Genomic DNA, 20370 nt, shown 5'->3' on the forward strand with positions numbered 1-20370 from the left:
AAATTATTGTGGTGAAAACGTACCCGCGTAACTTGAATATCAAGCGGCGGGTTTTTAACGGGTGCAAAGGTAAGGCAATTAGTTGGATTGTTCAAGCTTAGCCCGGCAACAAAATCAAAGACAAATTTAGCGTGTCACAAATTGACGAATAAACGCACACCAATTATTACTAAATTAAGCCTACCTTTAAGTTTAGCTTATCCCTGAAACCCACCCCCTTTCTACCTGTCGGATTGATCAGTTTATTTTGCGTATTTTCCCGTTATTAATTTGCATCAGGCCTCTTATTGGAGAAAGGCCGTGCGGATTCAAATATCCAAGACCCAGATAACATGTGCAGGTTGGCGAATATTAGCCTTTGGACGATTTTGGTACTGCTTACACTCGCTGGAAGCCACCGGTCTGAGCGCTACAGCTATGCCTTGCCCACAGGCAGTATTGTCACCGACAATACCTACACCGTTGAGGAGCTGGTGCAGGACATCTTCGTGGATGGCGCCTGCAATACCATCACCAACATACAAGCTATTGGCCACAAGGAAGGCATTGGGTATTTTGAACAAGGCAGCAGCAGTATCGGGATGGAACGGGGCGTCATCCTCGCCACCGGCCCCATTGAGAATGCCCAAGGCCCCAACAATTATACTGATTTGTCCGGCTACTTTGAAGATGCCTCCGGCGACCCGGACCTCAACAGCCTGGCGACCGGGCAGGTTAAAGATGCAGTGGGGATCGAATTTGATTTTATGCCGCTTGACTCTGTGGTAGCCTTCCGCTATGTTTTTGCGTCTGAAGAATACTGCGAATTTGTCGGAAGTATCTACAACGATGTCTTCGGGTTCTTCATCTCAGGGCCTGGTATCAATGGTTCGTTTTCCAATAATGCCCAAAACGTTGCCATCCTCCCGGGTACATCTGATTTCGTATCCATCAACAACGTTAATTATGCGGATAACCCCCACCTTTACGTCCACAATGAACTGGCAACGGACGCTAATGTATGCGACCTACCGACACCGACCGGCACTTACCATCCGTTTATTGAATACGATGGATTCACCACCAAGCTTACAGCCATTCTGAACCTCATCCCCTGCGAGACCTACCATATCCGGCTGGTCGTTTCTGATGTGGGGGACTACTATTTTGATTCGGCGGTTTTCCTGGAGGCAGAAAGCTTTAACCTGGGCGGCGAAGTGCAGGTGAGAGCTGGCACAGGAATTACAGCACAAGCGCCGGCCCCGGAAGGATGCCCCGGCAATTACTTCGTGTTTGAGAGAGCCCCGGGTTCGGACAACACCTCCCCGCTTTCTGTCAGTTACCTGGTCAGCAGCAGCAGTACCGCTGAGGAGGGTATCGACTTCCCGGTTCTACCCGGCAGTATCACCATTCCCGCCTTTCAGAATTATGCCACCCTGCCCATTGACCTGATCAATGACGGGCTGGGAGAGCCACTGGAGCATATTGACCTTAAGCTCGATATTCCCTGCGCCTGCTATTCTGACTCCACCACGATGTACATCACGGACAGCCCGGGCTTCGAGCTTTCTGTCCCGGATATAGCCGTATGTGAGGGTGGGACCAATACGATGTCGGCAGAAATAAGCGGCGGCACAGGTGCCTTCACTTATGCATGGAGCAACGGCCAGAACAGCAGCTCGATCACCGTATCCGGTGAGCAACCCACACCTTATTATCTGACCGTGACTGATGCCTGTGGGAATGTGGAAACGGATTCCGCCAGTACCTACACTACACCTCCACCCACTGCTTACATAAGTGGAGAGGAGCTTATTTGCGAAGGAGACACCGCCTGGCTGACAATCAGCCTTGAGGGCAGTCCGCCATGGTCAATTGGTTATGAGGTGGAAGGTGAACCATTTCAAGTGAACAACATCCAACAGTCGCCCTATCTGCTCCCTACTACTTTGCGGGGCTCTCATCAGCTGACCCGCGTGGCTGACTTAGGCTGCGAGGGCGAAGTTGGGGGCAGCGCATGGGTGGAAGTAAACGCCATTACGATAACCGCAGAGCTTACCAACGCTTCCTGCTCGGCCGGTACAGATGGCAGAGTTAAGGTAAGCCTCGGCGGAGGCACGCCTCCCTATGACTGGTTCTGGCTGGATACGCCCGAGCCTGATTTGGAAAGAGAACAGCTAAGCCCGGGCGCTTACACCATTATAGTAACGGATGACAGTGGCTGTGAGAAGGAGGCGACTTTCGAAATTAACGCTCCCCCGCCCCTGCTGCCTTTGCAGTTTGACTGTGAATCCATTAGCTCCGGCTCAATTAAAGCCAGTGCCAGCGGTGGCACTCCCCCCTATCAGTATGCTATCAATGGCGGCACTTTTAGCGGACCTGCAATTTTGGATCAACTCACGCCGGGCGAGCATTATCTGATCACTATTCAGGATGCCATGGGCTGTGAAGTCGAACAGGCCACGCTCTGGCCGGCTGCCTATGAACGCATTGCAGACCTGCCAGCTTTGATGGAATTGAAATCAGGCCTGACCGATACGCTACAACCCCAATATAACATACCTCTCAACCTGATCTCAAGTATTCGGTGGTCACCGGCTAACGGCTTGAGCTGTACAGACTGCCCATTCCCTACCGTACAGCTTTCTCAGCCCGAAACCTACACCTTGCGGGTGGTTGACCTCTATGGCTGCTCCACGGAGCTGACGATTGCAATCACCCTTGATGAGTCGGTGGATATCTATGTCCCCACCGCTTTTTCCCCCAACGGTGATCAGGTCAACGACCGGCTGAACATCTATGCCAATACCTCACAGGTAGAGAAGGTTCTGATTTTCCGGATTTTCGACCGTTGGGGAGGCCTGATGTTCGAAAACAAAGACTTTCCGCCCAACCGGGAACAGCTGGGATGGGATGGCACTTTCCGCGGACAGCAGATGGACCCCGGCGTGTATACTTACATGGCGATCCTGGAGCTAACCTCCGGTGGTCGGAAAACGATTGGCGGGCACGTCCTGCTAATGCAGTAAGTTATGACCTACCCTTCTTCATCCAGGAATGGCTCATCTGTAATATGGATGGGCCGGTTGATACTCTCCTGAAGGGAGATAAAGGTTTCGGTACGTTGTATACCATTGATTTTCTGCACCTTATCATGCAAGACATCCCGCAGGTGTTTGGTATCCCGGCAAACGATAGTCGCAAAAATGGAATACAACCCGGTAGTATAGTGAGCCGCTACCACTTCCGGAATTTTGGCAAGTTCTCGGGCCACATCCTCGTAGAGCGAGCTTTTATCAAGATAAATTCCGAGAAATGCAGAAATATCGTACCCAAGCTTGCTGGGGTCGACTGCCAGATGATACCCTTTCACGATGCCGGCATCTTCCAGTTTTTTCATGCGTACATGAATGGTACCACCTGATACAAAGAGTTGCTTGGCGATGTCGGTATAGGGCTTCTTTGCGTTCCGCATCAGGATAGACAAGATCTTTCTGTCCAGGTCGTCAATTTCAGTTCCTTTAGCCATGTATTATCATTTCTTCAGCGACGGGTTGAATTATTTGAACGGTGCTCAAAATAAACGAATATTCCTGAATTAAATTAACATTCTTCAAATAACCGTTCGTTTACGAACTAATTCGTCATGTACGAAACATCTGGCTATTTTTTAGCTTATAATAATTGCCTGCCGGATAGCGTACGTTTGGCCACTGATTTTGCCAGATGATTCTCAAGGTCAGCTCAAAATAATTGGTACTTTTGCGAATAAATTATTGGATAACTATGAACTCTATGCGCATTTCCAACTCCTTTATGCTGTGTATTGGCCTGATGCTGCTAGCGGTTTCCTGTACAGAGGAGCCGCAGAATATTCAGGAGCTTTTACCTGGCAGGTGGGAATTACAGCAGGCAACCCGCAATGGTGAGCCGACCCGGTCACTGGCTGATCTTTACTACGAGTTTGACGCCGATGGCAGCATGCGGACCAATCTGCCGGTAGCTAAAGGCGAAAGCGACTATCAAATCTCCGGTCAAAGTATTGAGCAAAACCAGGATGGCAATATTATCGCATATACCGTTGCTTCCATCACCGACAGCACACTCGTCCTGCAAACTGAACTTAGAAATACGCCCTTCCAATTCAACCTGCTGCGGGCTATCCCTAACCAAGAATAAAATTCCACTATGGCCTCACTAAAGGTGATTGTTGCCTCTCTCAATCCCGTAAAGCAGGCTGCAGCCCGGCAAGCTTTCGAGCAAGCCTTTCCGGATATGGCCATTTCTATCACCGGAGTGGATGTCCCTTCAGGTGTCCGGGATCAGCCCATGACAGACGCGGAGACGCTCCTCGGGGCACGGCAAAGAGCGCAGCGGGCCCAGCAGGAACAACCACACGCTGACTTTTGGGTAGGCCTGGAGGGTGGCGTGGCCGATGCACAGGGGTTAGGGCTTCAAGCCTTTGGCTGGATGTGTGTGCGCACCGATAGCCGGGAATACAGTGCCCGAAGTGCCAGCTTCCCGCTTCCAAGAGCAGCAGTGGCGGCTATTGAAGGCGGCGAGGAACTTGGGCCGGTCATGGATGGCCTTTTCAAAGAGCAAAACACCAAACACAAAGGTGGTGCCGTAGGCCTGCTCACCAATGGGCTTGTGAGCCGGGAAGCCCTCTATATCCAACCACTGATTTTTGCGCTTATCCCCTTTATGCACGAGCCGTTGTTCTGATGGCTCCTATCCGCTGAAGCCGCATCCGGTGGTGCCGCTGTAGCAAAACCGGATAGAAGTTGCCCAGGAAATTGATGAACAGGCATGAAATACCCAGTACAGGCTGTACGAAAAAAACAATATATGTGCCAACTGCACTCAAGAGTACAAAAGGAAGAAGGTGCCCGAACTCTGCCTTTTTCGACTGCTCAGCAAGATGCTTCAGCCCATCGGCACGGCCGTTAAAATACCTTTGCTGCTTCGCTTTGCTGCGCCACAGCGTAGCCAACAGTAACTTCCGGAAACGCTCCACCCCAAAGGCCTGATAAAGCCGCTTCAACTGACCGGGGTTAGCAATATGGTAGTACCGGGCTGGCAGTAACCTTTGTGTAGGCAGGGCAAAACCGGCAAACGCAAATATGCCGGTTATAAACATGTTGATCACCCAGGCCAGAAATACGGCCGGCCAAAAGCGAATATCTGCATAGTAATCCATGCCGGACAGCAGCCCAAAAGACTGAAAAACTAAAAATGCAGAAGCCAGGACCAGCAGGCTCTGCCTTAACACCTGCTGTAAGGTAGATTTGTACGGCATAAAAGATTGACTTTTTTAAGCGGGCCAATTGTCTGTTACCAAAATACAACTTTTTCCTTTTCCTTTTTTTTATTAAAAAGACATCTCATTCAGGAGTTCAAAAGTTGCAATTACGAACGCCGGGCTGACATTCACCCGTTTTTCCCGCCCTTGGGCTGGCTTAACTGCTATCTTTATTGTAAGTTGTAAGACTCAAACGCTATACCATGAAAAAGTTTATCCTAACCATGATCACCAGCCTTTGCTTTACGCTCGGGCTCTTCGCAATAGACGCCAGTATCTCCTTTGCGACTTTCAGGACGCCGGATAATCCTTACATCGAAGTTTACCTGCACATTGCCGGGCAAACGGTAACCTTCAATGAGATGCCCGATAGCCTGTACCAGGCAAATGTAGAAGTGGTTATTCTCTTCAAGCAGGGAGAGGAGATTGTTAAATTTGACAAGTATGCCCTCAACAGTCCGCTGACCAAAACCCGGATTGATTTCATCGATCTCAAGCGTTTTGCACTTGAACCTGGCGACTACAACCTCGTGGTCGCCGTTTCTGACCTCAACGAGAAGGACAATGCCAAAGAGTACAATACCAACTTCAGCATTGGCTTCCCGGAAACAGAAATATGCCAGTCAGGGCTGACCCTGCTTTCCAGCTACACAAAAGCCGAGCCCGGACAAAATAACATGTTTGTCAAGAACGGTATCAAAATGGAGCCCTTGCCTTTTAACTTCTACAGCCGCCACGCTTCCCGACTGATTTTTTATAATGAAGTTTACAATTCTGACCAGGCGTTGGGTGAGGACTACCTCGTCAGCTATTCTGTGGAGCCTGCCAACAAAGAAAACGCCAAACCCATCATGATCGGGCATAAACGGCAGAAACCCGCTCCCATTGTACCCGTGCTCATCGGTATGGACATCACAGAGCTACCCTCCGGCAACTACAACCTGATTGTGGAAGTACGCGACCGCACCAAAGGGCTCCTTAGCAGTAAGACCGTCTTTTTCCAGCGCAGCAACCCATTCCTGGAGGAGGCCCCCATCGAAATGGTAGACTTCGATGTAAAGGAAGAGTTCGTTCAGCTACTGGATGCGGAAGAGCTGGAGTATAGTCTTCGCGCACTGACACCGAAGATGCCACAAAATGATGTGGAGGCGGTGAATACCATGATCAAATCAGAGAACCTCGAAGCACAACGGCTATACCTGTTCAGCTACTGGGCCGGGCAGTCCCCTAATAATCCTAAGACCGCTTACGATAAGTATATGGAGATTGCCGCCGCAGTCGATAAAATGTACGACAGCGGCTTCCGCCACGGCTTTGAAACCGACCGCGGATACTACTACCTCAAATATGGCCAGCCCGATGATATGGAAATGCGGGATCAGGAACCCTCTGCCCCACCCTACGAGATTTGGACCTATTACGAATTCCCGTACACCAATCAGAATAACGTGAAGTTCGTTTTCTACAACCCGTCCCTTTCTCCGGGAGACTACGTCTTGCTCCACTCCACTGCTATTGGCGAACGTAACAATCCGGGCTGGCTCAGAGAGCTTTACCGTGATGCGCCAGCCAACGAGCTCAACGGGAATGACCCCTTCGGCGGCACCGATGTGATGGACAATTTCAACCGGAACGCCAGCCGGGTCTTCCGGGACTACTAATTTACGGTATGCAGGACGACATGTGGAAACCTGTGCTGAGCATAAACGGCACAGGTTTTCTTTTTATCCCCGGGCAAAGGTAACGATCATGGGCGTTGAGCCTCCAAAGCCATCCGCCACATAAAAGGTGAGCTGCATTTCCGAAGACCGGATATAGTTGATCACCCCCGGGCTTCCGCCCCATACGCTGGAATACAGGTAAATATTTTGACCTTCAATAGAATACGTTTGCTGCTCTGTGCCGGCCGGGCTGTAGACAGAGACCTGACCATTACTGCTGAAGGAATACACGTACTCCGAGAGGTCGGTCCCGTATTGTCCGGCCAAATCAGACAGAGACTGCCCGTTCATCACGATATCCTCTACCGCCCAGTCACCGAGGATGAGCTCCTGTGGGGTGGCAGCAGGCTTAGCCGCCGCAGGCTTGCCCTGACCGGAAGAAGCTGTTTCCGCAGGAGGCATTTGCTGTACGCTTTCCGGCGACTGGTAAACCGGTTCATCAGTATAGAGCTCTTCTTCTGGCAGCAGGTTGCCAATGACCCCCAAAATGATGAAAAACAGGGCAAACCCTCCAATCCATTTCAGCAGGGTTCCGCCCCAGTTGCCCTTTTGTTTTTTTGGCAGTGTTGCTGTTTTGGTACCCCGGGTGATGGTGTTGGCGTAAGCTGTCTCTCGCGAAGCAGCCGGAGCCGGGCTATTGAGCCGTTGCCGGCAAACCCTGATCAGGTCTTCCAGCTTGGGGTCATCGCCATGTTGGGCTGCCTCATTGAAATACTGCAGGGCCAGGCGGTAGTTCTCACGCCCCATCGCTGCTTTGCCATTATTGAGGCTCCGCACAAAGGCAATCCCATTAGTGCAAAGGTTGATCTGCTCCTCCACGTAGGTGTAATCCGGTGCAAAGCCCGCCATGAAATACTGCAGGCTTTCCCGGTATTTTTCCCGGGCGCCCTCCATCTCCTCTTTTTGAAAAAGGCGTTCCGCTTCATCAACGAGTGCCTGATACTGTTCCTGAATACCTTCGCGCTCTGCATCTTTTTGCGCAAGCTGCTCCAGCACCTTACGGCGGTCTTCCTGCTGCGCCTCCAGAGCATCCAGGCGTTTTTGGGCGGCTTCCAGGTATTTGCCCTTACCGGCATACTGTTTGAGGTAATTGCGGTAGGCCAGCTCATTATCTTTTTGCCGGGCATTTCCCCAGATGGTGTCCTCCCTTAAAACCAGGAGTTGCTGACTGGCACGCCGGGCAAATTTCCCGCCCGGATAATCATTGAGATAGGCCTCGTAAGCGGAAACGGTCCCTTCCTGCTCCACTTTGCCCCACAGCTCCTCCTCACTCACTTTGAGGTGAAAGATGAACTCTCCGCCCCGGTCGCTGGAATTCTGCAACCGCCCGTCAATTGGTGCTTGTTGGGATAACTTTGGAATATGTTCCTTGACGTACTGCACCAAAGCGGTCGTATTCAGAGCAGGGGCCGTATTATCACGTAGCCGGCTGATCAGCAGGTCTGCAAAGGGGCTGTGCTGCCCCGGCGCACCATCTGACACCACCTCCAAACGGCCGGAGCAAATGACCCGGCGCGATGGGAAGTGCTCATCCACAGAGGCGTTGCGTGTACTGGTTAGCAGCGAACCTGAAAAGCAGGAATCCACAATCAGCAGGATGTGCTGCCCTTCCAACGCATTGACCCGCTTCAGGATATTGGCATTGGAAATATAGGTTTCTTCAGCACCCTTGCGGGCATCTTGGGGCACCCAGTAACCTTCGTCGAAATCCTGATCGAAGTAGCCGTGCCCGGAGTAGTAAATAATCAGACTGTCGTGAGGGCCCATCCCGCGCTTCAGCTCCCGAAGTACATTGTAGATACCACCTTCGGAGGCGTCCTCATTGAAGAGCTTGCGGACATCGCCCTCGTCAAACTGATACTGCTGGCAAAGGACGTTGGCGAAGGTGCGGGCATCACGCACAGCATTGTGCAGCGCCGGCCAGTGCGCGTAGTTATCGATGCCAACTACTAAAAGGTGGTTTTTCCCTTTGGCGGGATCAAAAGCAGGTATGGCGGATTCCAGGTCTAGCCCTCGGTTGCCCATGGTTTTTGGGTTTTAGCGTTGTGCCCTGAAAGATAAGGATTTCCGGTGACAAATGTGCTGCAGGGGTTTGCGCAGGGGGAGTGGGGTCCACGCAGAGGGCGCATAAGTTTTCGCAAAATACGCAAAGCCAGAGCAGACACCCCCGCTTACCGAACTTTGCGCTCCTCTTTGCACTCGTTGCGTGAAGACGCCTTACTTCCCTAAAGCCGATTCCCGCAACCGCTGCAGGAAAGGTGAGGCAAAAATAAAGTCTTGCAGCGTCTCATTATCACTTTCCAGGACCTCGCCCCTGTGCCCCCGCCAGGCTATCTCACCCTGATAGAGCAGAATGATATTCTCGCCAATTTCCATCACCGAGTTCATGTCGTGGGTGTTGATCACTGTGGTGATGTTCTTCTCTTTGGTAATGTCCAGGATCAGCTCGTCAATGACAATAGACGTTTTCGGGTCAAGCCCGGAGTTGGGCTCATCACAAAAGAGGTAGCGCGGATTGAGCACGATGGCCCTGGCAATGCCCACCCGCTTTTGCATCCCCCCACTGATTTCAGAAGGGAAGCTATCGTTGACCCCGGAGAGGCTGACCCGCTCCAGGCAGGAGTCCACCTGTTTGCGTTTCTCCTTGTAGGTCATATTGGTAAACATATCGAGCGGGAAACGGATATTCTCCTCCACCGTCATAGAGTCAAAGAGGGCCGAAGCCTGAAAAAGCATGCCCACCTGCATACGGATGGCACGCACCTCCTTTTTATTCAAGTTGAAAAAATTGGTATCTCCGTACCAAACCTCACCGGAAGTAGGTTGCAGCAAGCCGACCAATAGCTTGAGCAATACCGTTTTACCCGCACCACTGCGCCCAATAATCAGGTTGGTCTTACCCTGGTAAAACTCAGTGGTAATCCCTTTCAGTACTTCCTTTTCGTCAAAGGACTTGAAGATATCTTTCGTCCGGATCATAAGCCTTGCTTAACTCGTCAGGATTACGGCCAGCAGATAGTCGGCCACCAAAATCAAAATGTCGCTAAAGACCACAGCGTTAGTACTGGCCTGCCCCAGCTCAATACTGCCGCCCCGCACGTGGTACCCCTGATAGCAGGACACCGTTGTAAGGATAAAAGAGAACACGACCGCCTTGATGAACATCATCGTCACATTAAAGGGGTCAAAAAAGGAACGCAGCCCTTTTATGTAATCGGCATCTGCCATAACGCCCGTAGGCACGGAGGCCAGATACCCCCCAATAATGCTGATAAATGCACCCACCGCCACCAGCATGGGAATCACTACCAGCGCGGCAATTACTTTAGGCATGATGAGGTAAGCTGCGGTATTGACCCCCATGATTTCCATCGCATCGATGTGCTCCTTTTGGCGCATCCCACCAATCTCAGAAGCGATGTTGGAGCCCACCTTGCCCGCCAGCACCAGGCAGGTAAAAGTCGGTGCCAGCTCAATAATCGTCATATCCCGTACCACATAGCCGATGTAGTAGACCGGCACGAGGGTGCCATCCAGCTGATAGGAAAACTGCACCGCCGTTACCGCACCAATAAAGATGGCAATCAGACCAACGATAAACAGAGAACCAATACCGATGTCATTCATCTGCCGCATCGTCTCCCTGTAATACATGGAAACTTTCTCGGGCCGGGAGATCGCCGTGCCGAGCATCATCACATAGCGGCCAAAATGGTAGAGTATATTTTTTAAAAACATGAGCCTTATTATAATAGACGGAAACAAAATAAGTTAGACCGTTTGCGGTTTTGCGAAATTTTATAAGTGACTGAAAACCTGGAAGTTGCGTTAAAATTTCGCAAAACCTAAAGAGAAAACCGTCTGGCTTATTGCCGTCAAACTACTAAGTCTTGCGCAACTTCACCGCGCAAATGTAGAAGCTTTATCCCAAAAATGGGCAGCTTCCCGCCTTTAATTAGGCAAACCGCGCTTTTTGCATACCCGTACAAACAATACGTTGCTCCCATTCGTTGCTCCCATTATGGACCAACGCCCCACACTCCTTCTGACCGGCGCCACCAAAGGCATCGGCCGGGCTATTGCAGATCGCTTTGCACCGCATTGTGCCCGTATGGCGCTCATTGCCCGTACTGCAGCTGACCTGCAAACAGTTCGGCAGGAACTCCAAACCATCGCCCCGGAATGCCGCATTGAAGTATTCCCTTGTGACCTTGCAGATGCAGAAGCCGTACAGAATCTCTGCCAAACCCTGAAAGCCGGCTACGAAACCGTTGATATCCTTATCAATAACGCCGGCGCCTACCTGCCCGGCGCCCTTTTGGAGGAACCCAACGGTACCCTGGAACACATGATGGCGGTCAATCTCTACGCGCCCTACCACCTGAGCCGGGCTGTATGGCCCCAAATGCCCCGGGGCAGCCATATTTTCAACACCGCCTCCGTGGCCAGCCGGGAAGGGTATATTGGGAAAGGTTCCTACGGCATCACCAAAGCCGCCCTGCTGTCCTTCCACCACAGCCTTCGGCATGAGCTTAAAGATAAAGGTATACGGGCCACGGCCATACTTCCCGGGCCGACCTGGTCCGATTCTTGGGCAGGAGCTGACCTGCCGGCAGACCGCCTGCTGCAAGCCTCCGAAGTGGCCGAAGCCATTTGGAGCGCCTGGCAGCTGCCGCCCAATGCCGTTATTGAAGAGATCACCATCCGCCCCCAACTGGGCGATTTATAAAATACTGACAATATGAAAAACATCATCATCACCGGGGCCAGCCGGGGCATCGGGCGCGATACCGCCCTGCAACTCGCCAAAGACGGTCACCGCGTCCTCGCCCTGTCCCGAAACGAAGCCGCCCTGAAGGAACTCCAACAGGAAGCCGGAGACAACCTGCACTACCTCGCCTACGACATCACCTCCCCGGATGCCCGCCCCCTGCTCGAAATCGTAGAGCCCTGGGGCAACGTAGACGTACTAATCAACAACGCCGGCTACCTGCTCAATAAGCCCTTCCACGAGACCACCGGCACCGACTGGGAAAACGTCATGGGCGTCAACTTCCACGGACCCGTCCACCTGCTGCAAATGCTGCGCCCCTTCCTGCAGGCCGCCGAAAAAGCCCACGTGCTCAATATCGGCAGCATGGGCGGCTATCAGGGCAGCTCCAAGTTCCCGGGCTTGCTCGCCTACAGCGTCAGCAAGGCCGCCATCGCCACCCTCACGGAGTGCCTGGCGGAAGAATGGAAAGACTCCGGCGTATGCGTCAATTGCCTGGCGCTGGGTGCGGTGCAAACCGAAATGCTGGCTGCGGCTTTCCCGGGCATGCAGGCGCCAGTGAGCAGTGCGCAAATGGGTGGCTTTTTGAGCTACTTTGCCCTACAGGGGCACCACTTTTTTAATGGGAAGGTGTTGCCGGTTTCGGTGTCTACGCCATAGTTTGGTAATGTTCAATAATGTGTGTCTCTGGGTTAAAAACTAGTTATTCTGTCACGCTGTTCCAGCCGTATTCTGTAGGCCGTAGGCCGAAAGAATACGGCTGGAACAGCGTGCGCCGCGGCTCATTCCACCGTCACATGCTGCAGATAACGGTCGCCGTACAGCTCGATAAGCTCCTGCTGGATAGTCGACCATTTGAAGACATTCCGGCTCCAGCTCTTGCGCTTGCGCTGAAGGCTAAGATATAGTTGTTTCAGCAAGGCATTCTCCGTACACCAAGCACCTTTTGTCTTGGTCACTTTCCGCATCTGACGGTGCACGTTCTCCACAGCATTTGTCGTGTAGATCATACGCCGTATTTCAGGGCCAAAGTCAAGAAAGGCAGTAAGCTCCAACCAGCTTTCCCGCCACTTGTCGCTTACATGGCGGTACCGTTTGCCCCACTTAAGCTCAAAGGCTTCCAGGGCCTGGAGCGCCTCCTTTTCCCCGGCGGCTTGGTAAATACCCTTGAGGTCCCTGACAACCGCCCTGCGGTCTTTGTCCTGTACGCCAATCAGGCTAGTGCGTATCATGTGCACGATACAGCGCTGCACCGTGGCTTGTGGGTATATCCGGTTGATGGCTTCCCCAAAGCCAGCAAGCCCGTCGACGGCAAAGAACAGGACATCCTCGACGCCACGGCGCTTGAGCTGCTCCAGGTACAGCGACCATTGGTGGGCGCCCTCACTGGCACCTATATGGATGGAAAGAATATCACGCTGTCCTTGCGCGTCCACGCCATAAATAGTGTAGATCGCCTTTGTCACCACCTGCCCTTCTTCACGGATTTTGTAGTGTATAGCATCCAAGTAAATAAGCGTGTACAACGTCAATAAAGGCCGCTCCTGCCACGTCTTTATCTCCCCCCACACCCGGTCGGTAACAGCACTGATTGCACCGGTACTCAGCCGGGCACCAAACATCTTTGCTAAATGCAGCCTTATGTCCTCAACGCTATTGCCCATCGCATACAACTCTAGAATCTGGTCTTGAAAGCCTGCTCCTACCTCGCGTTCCCATTTGCCTACCGTCTGAGGGGTAAAATTCCCCAGGCGGTCACGGCTCGTTTCAATCTCTATCTCCCCAACATCGGTGCGCAGTTTCTTCGACCGCCCTCTGCCGTTGCGCTTGTTGGCTATTTCAGAGGCTCTTTGGCTAGCCAAGTGCGCGTCCAGTTCCCCTTCCAAAGAGGCCTCTATCAGGTGCTTGACTAAACGTTTGAGGACACCACCTTCTCCAAATAGCGGCTGGCCTGATTGTAGCCCCGCTATCGCTGACTCTTCAAAGCTGCTGAAGTCGAAAGGCTCTGTCTGTTCTTCTTCTTGGTTGTTCTTTTTCATGTCGTAAATCTCGCATTTTTTACGAGACACACATTTCTAAACACTCTCCATAGTTTTTTTTTTAACACATAGGCACATAGAGCACATAGCCAGACAATTTAACCCTATGTTCACTATGTCCCTATGTGTTTCCATCCCACCCCAAAACGCACGCACTCTCATGGAGGGTTAAAAACATAGCCACATAGTGCGCATAGGCATGAAAACTATATGCCCTATGTCCCTATGTGTTTCCATCCCACCCCAAAAACGCACGCACTCTCATGGAGGGTTAAAAACATAGCCACATAGTGCGCATAGGCATGAAAACTATATGCCCTATGTCCCTATGTGTTTCCATCCCACCCCGATCTGCCCCCACTGCGTTCGCTTGTACAACTTTTCCCAAACTGCTATGGCCTGATCGAAAAAGACTTTAGCTTTAGCTGTAATTTTCCTGCGCCTGGTACAGCTCCGCTAATTTTTTAGTAAGAAATGGCCCGCCCGTTTTTACCCCCCATATCCCTCAAAACGAAGCAATCTCTTCTTATTCCTTTCGTATTCAGTCATTTTGTGTTATGATAATGCTTCATCGTTAAATTAAACAAAACCACCATGCAAATCGCCGTAGAAATCTCCATGTACCCCTTCCGCCCCGATTATGAGCAACCTATCCTGAATTTTATCGGGTTGCTGAAAGAGGAGGACGGGCTGCGTGTACAAGTCAACGACATGAGCACCCAAATCTTCGGGGCATTCGATACGGTCATGCCAAGGCTGCAAACGGCCATGAAGCAAGCCTTCACCGAAGAGCAGACCACTGTGATGGTGATGAAAGTGCTGCATTTGGGCAGTAAAAATTAAGACCACTCTGCTGTTTTTGTATCTTGGGTGAATGAGTATACCCCAAAACAAGACATGGTTGCGCTACCTGGGGCCAGGCTTTATCGTGGCAGCGACCGGCGTGGGCGCGGGCGACCTGATTGCCGCTTCGGTGGCTGGCGCCAGGTATGGCGCGGTCATCCTTTGGGCGGTGGTGCTGGGCGGGCTGCTGAAGTTTGTGCTCAACGAAGGCATTGCTCGCTGGCAACTGGCCACCGGGGAGACCCTACTGGAGGGCTGGATCAAACACCTGCCTAAGTGGGTCTCCTATTATTTTCTGGCTTATCTGCTGCTGTGGTCTTTCGTGGTGGCTGGCGCTCTGATTTCCTTCTGCGGGCTTGCCGCGCAGACCCTTCTGCCTATTCATGAAAATGAAAGCACCGGCACATTGATCTGGGGCCCCCTCCAATCGGGCCTGGCTGTACTTCTCGTCCTGGGCGGCAGCTATCAGCTGCTGGAGCGGTTGATGAAATTATTCATTGGGCTCATGTTTGCAGTAGTCATTAGTAGTGCCTGGGGACTGGCACCGGACTGGGGAGATATCGGAATGGCTCTGCTTTACCCGCGCCTGCCCAATGATCCCAAAGCTGTGATGCTCACCCTTGGGCTGATCGGCGGCGTAGGCGGCAGTGTGACGCTGCTAAGCTATGCCTACTGGATTTCCGAAAAAGGATGGAGCCAATCGGGTTTCATGAAGCACGCCCGTATTGATCTGGGGATCGCCTACACGCTGAGCAGCCTGTTTGGGGTTGCGCTGGTGATTATTGCCGCAGGAGTCAGCCCGGAACAGGTCAATGGCTACGGGATGATCCTTAGCCTGGCCGAGCAACTGGGCACCGTGACCGGCCCGGTAGGCCGATGGGGGTTCCTCATTGGCTTTTGGGGTGCGGTATTTTCTTCCATGCTGGGCGTATGGGATGGAGTGCCTTATCTTTTTGCAGACTTCGTCCGGAATGTCCGAAAACGCCCCACTACCCAGGAGCTCCTCCGCCCTACCCTGCCCTACCGGCTGTTCCTGGGCTACCTGGCGATCCCGCCCCTGATCATCGTTTGGTGGAGCAAACCTGCCTGGATTGGCATTCTATACGCCGTGACGGGCGCCTTTTTCATGCCCTTCCTGGCGGCCATTCTCATCTACATGAACAACCGCTCCTCCTGGCTGGGCAATGCCCGAAACGGCTGGCTGGCTAATGCCGGGCTGATCCTCAGCCTGCTGCTCTTTCTGGCTCTTTTCTTAACCAAAATCATCTGAAAACTATGCTCAATATTGACCAACTTCGGGCAGATACCCCCGGCGTGCAGCACCGTATCCACCTCAACAACGCTGGCGCCAGCCTCATGCCGCGACCGGTCCTGGAAGCGGCACAGCAACACCTTCAACTGGAGTCTGAAATCGGTGGATATGAGGCTGCCGCCCTTGTCCGGGAGCAAAGTATCGGCTTTTACGAGTCCGTTGCCCAACTGCTGAATGCCAAACCAGACCAAATCGCCTGGTCCGGCAGCGCTACGCAGGCGTACAATACGGCCCTATCTGCTATCCCTTTTCAGGCAGGAGACACCATTCTGACTACCGAAGACGACTATGTGTCCAATCAGATCGCCTTTCTGCAACTGGTCAAACGGCATCACCTCCAACTCATCCGCGCCCGGACCCTGCCCGAAGGCGGCGTGGATACCAGCCACCTGAAAGCGCTGATCCGGCAACATCGCCCCAGGCTCGTAGCGGTCACTCACGTGCCCACCAATTCCGGCCTGGTGCAAAACATCATGGGCATAGGCGAAGTCTGCAGGGCCAATGGTGCGTATTACCTCGTTGATGCCTGTCAGTCTGCCGGACAACTGCCATTGGATGTGCAAGCCATTGCGTGCGATTTCCTGACGGCCACCTTCCGGAAATTCCTCCGGGGCCCACGCGGTGGCGGATTTTTGTATGTCTCAGAACGGGTGCTGGAAGCGGGGCTGGAGCCTAAATTCATGGACCTCCACAGCGCTGCCTGGACAGCTCCGGATGCTTACCGCCCAAGGGAAAGTGCTGTGCGTTTTGAAACATGGGAGCGCTCCTATGCCCTGGTGCTTGCCGCCCGGGCTGCCACCAATTACGCAATCGAACTGGGGCTGACGGCTATTGCAGAGCAGGTCAGTATGCTGGCAGCCCACCTCAGGCAAAGGCTCAGTCAGCTTGAGCATATCCGGGTGCTCGATCAGGGGCAACAGCTATGCGGCATCGTCACCCTTTCCATTGAGGGGCTGAGTGCCAGGGGGGTTATCTCTGCCCTGAACCAAAAAGGCGTCAATGCTTCTGTTTCCGGGAAAGGAGGAGCGGTTATCGACTTTGAAAAGAAAGGCGTGGACTGGGCGCTGCGATTCTCTCCCCACTATTACAACACGACTGCAGAGCTGGACCGGGCGGTGGAAGCCTTAAAGCAATTGCCTACTCAATAACCTGCTGCCTATGCTACCCAAAACCCTGCCCGGAGGCCCACAACTTGACCTGCTACGCCCGGAACTGCCCCACAGCGGTGCGTTGTACCAGCTAATCGACCGAAGCCGGGCTGAACTTGAACCCTGGATGGCCTGGGTAAAACAAATCCATACGGAAAAAGACGTCCACCGTTTTTTATTTGACGCCATACGTTTCAATGAAGGTCAGCAACGTTGCACTTTTTTGGTACGTGCGGAAGGACAGATAGCTGGTCTTGTCAGCCTGGTCCGCATCGAATGGGAGCACCACCGGGCTGAATTAGGCTATTGGCTCGGCAGTAGTTTTCAGGGCCGGGGACTGGCTACAAAATCCTGCCATTGCCTGATCAACTATGCCTTTGAAGAACTCTGCCTCAACCGCATTTCGCTGCGGTCAACACAAGACAATCAGCGCTCTATAGCTTTAGCCAACCGATTAGGCTTTACCGCCGAAGGCCGGCTCCGGGAAGCCCTCCTCAAAGAAGAGGCTTACCAACACCTTCAACTATTCAGTATCCTGCGCCGGGAGTGGAAAATGAAAAATTTCTAATTTTTCCCTGAATTGATTTGTTTGCAACAAAAATTTGTTTTAACTTGCAGCCAAGTTGATTGTTTTTGTTTATTACAACCCGCTTTTCCGCCGGGCTGCATGCATTGGTCCGTATAAAGATAAGCGCGAATTAAATCCTCAAAATTATGATCCGAGAAGACAGGCGGCAATTGAATGAAAGATTTATTACGGTTTTCAATATGTTGGAAGAACGTGGCGAGATCGTCAAAAATGACCGAAATGGCAAAGGGATGGGCGATTTTGCAGAACGCATTCTCGGCAACCGTGCCTATGGTCATATTATTCGTGCTTTCCTCAACCCGGATGACAAGCGTTGCATTGATTACCGCCACGCCCGCGCCCTGTGCCGGGAGTATGGGGTAAATGAGTCTTACATGATCGATGGAGAGGGCGAGCCTTTTGGGCTTGAAGCCCCTAAGTACGATCAGGTAATGGAGGAAGCGCCGAGGATGGCTGGTAATATTATGTTCACCACCACAGAAGCCTTCGCGGGTTCCACGGTAAGCGCAGAAAGCTTTACCAAAGAAGAAAATACCTTTTTCAGTATACCCGGGCTTTCCGGTGCCAGCCTTGTCGCTTTTCCAATCAACGGTAACAGTATGGAACCGGTCATTCTCGACGGGGACATGGTGATCTGCAGAGAGATCAGTGGGCTGCACGAGATACGTGACAACAAAATCTATGCCGTTAAGAACAATGGGCAGCTTTGGGTAAAGTACGTACAGCGTGTAACCGATAGCCGGGGCCGGGTTACGCATCTGAAGCTTATTTCCGCTAATCACCTGGAGCATGATCCTTTCGTGGAGGACGTTGGACCATACACTCGCTTGTATGAAGTGGTCCGCCGGATTAGCGATCTTTAGGCCCGCACAGAGGCTTTCCCCCTGCCAACCACCCGCACCTTGATTTTTCTGAGGTGCGTAAACAGGACAGGACGGTCTTTTCCAGGCGCGTCCGTTTGTTTAGGCAAGTCAAGATTACATAGAATTTGCTCAGCACCAACCAAGTTTGGTTCGGAACTGTGCCCCATTTGGTGGGTAGCAGAGCAATCGGTCTATGTTTATCAAGAATAATATCCTGCTGTTTTTTGATTGGCCTCCCGGGTAATGGACCCGGGAGTTTTTTGTTTTGATTGATCACCTTCTCCTCTTCCCACATCGTTATGCCCCCCTGCACGGATAACAAGCTGGCCGCTGCGGCAAAGCACCTGCTTTTCCACTTCATAACTTCTTAGGCACCATTTGCAGTAGCTCCGAATTTTTATCCAGCCTTTACATTTTTTTACCTATTTTTGATCGTCTGGTCTAGCAATAATGAATTAAGCGAAGCCAGGTCGTCGCAGCGCCAAGCCAACTACAACAGCAATTTTATGACGACAGTTGAAATCAGGCCGAGGTTCCAGCGGCAGTATCCCGCCACCGCCGAACAGGTGATACATCGCCTTAGCGAGGCTTTAAAAAACAGCGACGGCAGCATTAAGGGCTCCGTCATGGACCACCACATTGTGCTGCGCATGCCTGTGGAGCAACAGCATTACTGGTCCCCTCAGTTAAGCCTCACGATCGAGGACAACATGGAGGGGGGGGCACTAATCCGCGGGCTCTACGGACCACGCCCTTCTGTTTGGCTCATGTTTGTTTTTCTTTACTCTTCTCTTGGAGCAATCAGCCTCTTCATCGGGATCACCGGTTTTTCACAATTGAGCCTGGGCATGTCTGCCCCTGCACTTTGGGCTTTACCAGTAGCCGCAGGAATCGCTTTGATATTGTACCTTTTTGCGAAAGCTGGTGAGCGCCTTGGTAAAGACGAAATGCACCGGCTCCGAAACTTTATGGATGCCGCGTTGGTTCAAACAGAAGCAAAAGCCAGTATCCGTGAAGTTTCCGACGCTTAAAGACCTTCAGCAGTACGTTCCACAGACCGGTCGTTTGGACTGGATCGGCAAACGGCCCGAAAAGAAAAGCCCTTTGGTGCCTTGCCTTTCCGCCACCATTACTCTGGATGAAGGTATTGTAGGCGACCACTACAGCCGCAAAGGTGGAAAACGGCAAGTCACTCTCATTCAGGCAGAACACCTGCATACTATCGGGGCTATTTTGAACCGGGAACCCATTGACCCCGGGCTTGCCCGCCGCAATCTCGTCGTATCCGGTATCAATCTGCTCTCCCTTATAAAACAGCAAGTGCAGATCGGTGCTGAAGTCATCCTCGAAATTACCGGCAATTGCCACCCCTGCTCCCGGATGGAAGAAAACCTGGGCGATGGAGGCTATGCCGCCATGAGAGGGCACGGTGGGGTGACAGCACGAGTAGTCCACGGCGGAACGATTCAACAGGGAGACCCTGTTCGTATTTTTGAACCTAAAACTCAGGCCCATGCCTAAATCTGTAGAAATTCTCTGCCCAAAATGTGACTGGAAACCCGATGGACGCGCCTGGTGGATGTGTACCTGCGGGCACCTCTGGAATACTTTTGAAACCGGAGGGCGCTGCCCTGCCTGCAGAAAGCAATGGGAGGAGACCCAATGCCCAAACGATGGCGGTGGTTGTGGCGCTATTAGCCCCCACCTCGACTGGTACCGCGGCCTGGACGACTGGCTTATCGAAGAGCTGGAGCAAATCACTATTCTGTCGCCGGCCTGATCCCTTCAAACGTTAAGGAGTTT

At 52.4% G+C, this 20370-nt stretch carries 20 protein-coding genes; 14 read left to right on the forward strand and 6 right to left on the reverse strand.

The window, feature by feature from the left end; translation table 11 throughout:
* The first annotated feature begins 332 nt into the window (after positions 1-332).
* Positions 333-3008: a choice-of-anchor L domain-containing protein gene (locus tag IX84_RS31630; RefSeq protein ID WP_052516454.1), complete on the forward strand. Its 2676-nt coding sequence runs from the start codon at positions 333-335 to the stop codon at positions 3006-3008.
* An 8-nt stretch (positions 3009-3016) separates the two neighbouring features.
* Here IX84_RS31630 and IX84_RS27360 read toward each other — a convergent pair whose 3' ends face one another.
* On the reverse strand, positions 3017-3508 hold the full coding sequence (locus tag IX84_RS27360; protein ID WP_044228728.1) for an Lrp/AsnC ligand binding domain-containing protein: 492 nt from the start codon (positions 3506-3508) through the stop codon (positions 3017-3019).
* A gap of 257 nt (positions 3509-3765) precedes the next feature.
* Here IX84_RS27360 and IX84_RS27365 point away from each other — a divergent pair, with 257 nt between their 5' ends.
* Positions 3766-4158 carry a lipocalin-like domain-containing protein gene (locus IX84_RS27365; RefSeq protein WP_044228730.1) on the forward strand — a complete coding sequence of 131 codons (393 nt, stop codon included), beginning with the start codon at positions 3766-3768 and terminating at the stop codon, positions 4156-4158.
* A 9-nt stretch (positions 4159-4167) separates the two neighbouring features.
* On the forward strand, positions 4168-4704 hold the full coding sequence (gene yjjX, locus IX84_RS27370) for an inosine/xanthosine triphosphatase (protein ID WP_044228734.1): 537 nt from the start codon (positions 4168-4170) through the stop codon (positions 4702-4704).
* On the opposite strand, the gene IX84_RS27375 is transcribed toward yjjX, so the two are convergent.
* A complete protein-coding gene (locus IX84_RS27375) occupies positions 4682-5278 on the reverse strand; it encodes a glycosyl-4,4'-diaponeurosporenoate acyltransferase CrtO family protein (RefSeq protein WP_044228737.1) in 597 nt (198 codons plus the stop codon). The two genes, yjjX and IX84_RS27375, sit on opposite strands and share 23 nt — an antisense overlap.
* 206 nt (positions 5279-5484) lie before the next feature.
* Between IX84_RS27375 and IX84_RS27380 the strand changes: the two genes are divergently transcribed.
* Positions 5485-6942, forward strand: a complete 1458-nt coding sequence (locus tag IX84_RS27380) for a GWxTD domain-containing protein (protein WP_044228740.1) — start codon at positions 5485-5487, stop codon at positions 6940-6942.
* A gap of 63 nt (positions 6943-7005) precedes the next feature.
* On the opposite strand, the gene IX84_RS27385 is transcribed toward IX84_RS27380, so the two are convergent.
* From IX84_RS27385 to IX84_RS27395, 3 genes are all read right to left on the reverse strand, one after another.
* Positions 7006-9027: a caspase family protein gene (locus tag IX84_RS27385; protein ID WP_044228743.1), complete on the reverse strand. Its 2022-nt coding sequence runs from the start codon at positions 9025-9027 to the stop codon at positions 7006-7008.
* A 192-nt stretch (positions 9028-9219) separates the two neighbouring features.
* Entirely contained in the window at positions 9220-9981 is a 762-nt protein-coding gene (locus IX84_RS27390) for an ABC transporter ATP-binding protein (RefSeq protein ID WP_044228746.1), read from the reverse strand.
* Between the two features lie 9 nt (positions 9982-9990).
* On the reverse strand, positions 9991-10740 hold the full coding sequence (locus tag IX84_RS27395; protein WP_193789879.1) for an MlaE family ABC transporter permease: 750 nt from the start codon (positions 10738-10740) through the stop codon (positions 9991-9993).
* Between the two features lie 235 nt (positions 10741-10975).
* Between IX84_RS27395 and IX84_RS27400 the strand changes: the two genes are divergently transcribed.
* The gene (locus tag IX84_RS27400; protein WP_152605269.1) at positions 10976-11731 is read left to right on the forward strand and encodes an SDR family oxidoreductase; all 756 of its coding nucleotides are present in this window, start codon (positions 10976-10978) and stop codon (positions 11729-11731) included.
* Positions 11732-11743: 12 nt separating this feature from the next.
* The gene (locus IX84_RS27405; protein WP_044228752.1) at positions 11744-12433 is read left to right on the forward strand and encodes an SDR family NAD(P)-dependent oxidoreductase; all 690 of its coding nucleotides are present in this window, start codon (positions 11744-11746) and stop codon (positions 12431-12433) included.
* A 122-nt stretch (positions 12434-12555) separates the two neighbouring features.
* Here the strand turns inward: IX84_RS27405 and IX84_RS27410 are convergent, their stop codons facing one another.
* Positions 12556-13812 (reverse strand): IS256 family transposase, encoded by a 1257-nt coding sequence (locus IX84_RS27410; protein ID WP_044224525.1) that lies wholly within the window; start codon positions 13810-13812, stop codon positions 12556-12558.
* 594 nt (positions 13813-14406) lie between these two features.
* Here IX84_RS27410 and IX84_RS27415 point away from each other — a divergent pair.
* The 8 genes from IX84_RS27415 to IX84_RS27460 all read left to right on the forward strand — a co-directional run bounded on the left by IX84_RS27415 (position 14407) and on the right by IX84_RS27460 (position 20347).
* Positions 14407-14655 (forward strand): YkoF family thiamine/hydroxymethylpyrimidine-binding protein, encoded by a 249-nt coding sequence (locus tag IX84_RS27415; protein WP_044228755.1) that lies wholly within the window; start codon positions 14407-14409, stop codon positions 14653-14655.
* A gap of 58 nt (positions 14656-14713) precedes the next feature.
* Positions 14714-15925, forward strand: a complete 1212-nt coding sequence (locus IX84_RS27420; RefSeq protein WP_202965305.1) for an Nramp family divalent metal transporter — start codon at positions 14714-14716, stop codon at positions 15923-15925.
* 5 nt (positions 15926-15930) lie between these two features.
* Positions 15931-17115, forward strand: a complete 1185-nt coding sequence (locus IX84_RS27425; protein ID WP_044228761.1) for an aminotransferase class V-fold PLP-dependent enzyme — start codon at positions 15931-15933, stop codon at positions 17113-17115.
* 10 nt (positions 17116-17125) lie between these two features.
* Positions 17126-17683 carry a GNAT family N-acetyltransferase gene (locus IX84_RS31635; RefSeq protein ID WP_052516455.1) on the forward strand — a complete coding sequence of 186 codons (558 nt, stop codon included), beginning with the start codon at positions 17126-17128 and terminating at the stop codon, positions 17681-17683.
* A 146-nt stretch (positions 17684-17829) separates the two neighbouring features.
* Positions 17830-18567 carry a S24 family peptidase gene (locus IX84_RS27440; protein WP_044228767.1) on the forward strand — a complete coding sequence of 246 codons (738 nt, stop codon included), beginning with the start codon at positions 17830-17832 and terminating at the stop codon, positions 18565-18567.
* A 506-nt stretch (positions 18568-19073) separates the two neighbouring features.
* Positions 19074-19598: a hypothetical protein gene (locus tag IX84_RS27450; protein WP_044228772.1), complete on the forward strand. Its 525-nt coding sequence runs from the start codon at positions 19074-19076 to the stop codon at positions 19596-19598.
* Complete coding sequence (locus IX84_RS27455) at positions 19579-20088, forward strand: MOSC domain-containing protein (RefSeq protein WP_238578350.1); 510 nt, start codon at positions 19579-19581, stop codon at positions 20086-20088. Before IX84_RS27450 ends, IX84_RS27455 begins: the two co-directional genes overlap by 20 nt.
* Positions 20081-20347 (forward strand): hypothetical protein, encoded by a 267-nt coding sequence (locus IX84_RS27460; RefSeq protein WP_044228778.1) that lies wholly within the window; start codon positions 20081-20083, stop codon positions 20345-20347. Before IX84_RS27455 ends, IX84_RS27460 begins: the two co-directional genes overlap by 8 nt.
* Positions 20348-20370 lie beyond the last annotated feature (23 nt).

Source organism: Phaeodactylibacter xiamenensis (assembly GCF_000759025.1).
In the GTDB taxonomy this organism is placed as follows: domain Bacteria; phylum Bacteroidota; class Bacteroidia; order Chitinophagales; family Saprospiraceae; genus Phaeodactylibacter; species Phaeodactylibacter xiamenensis.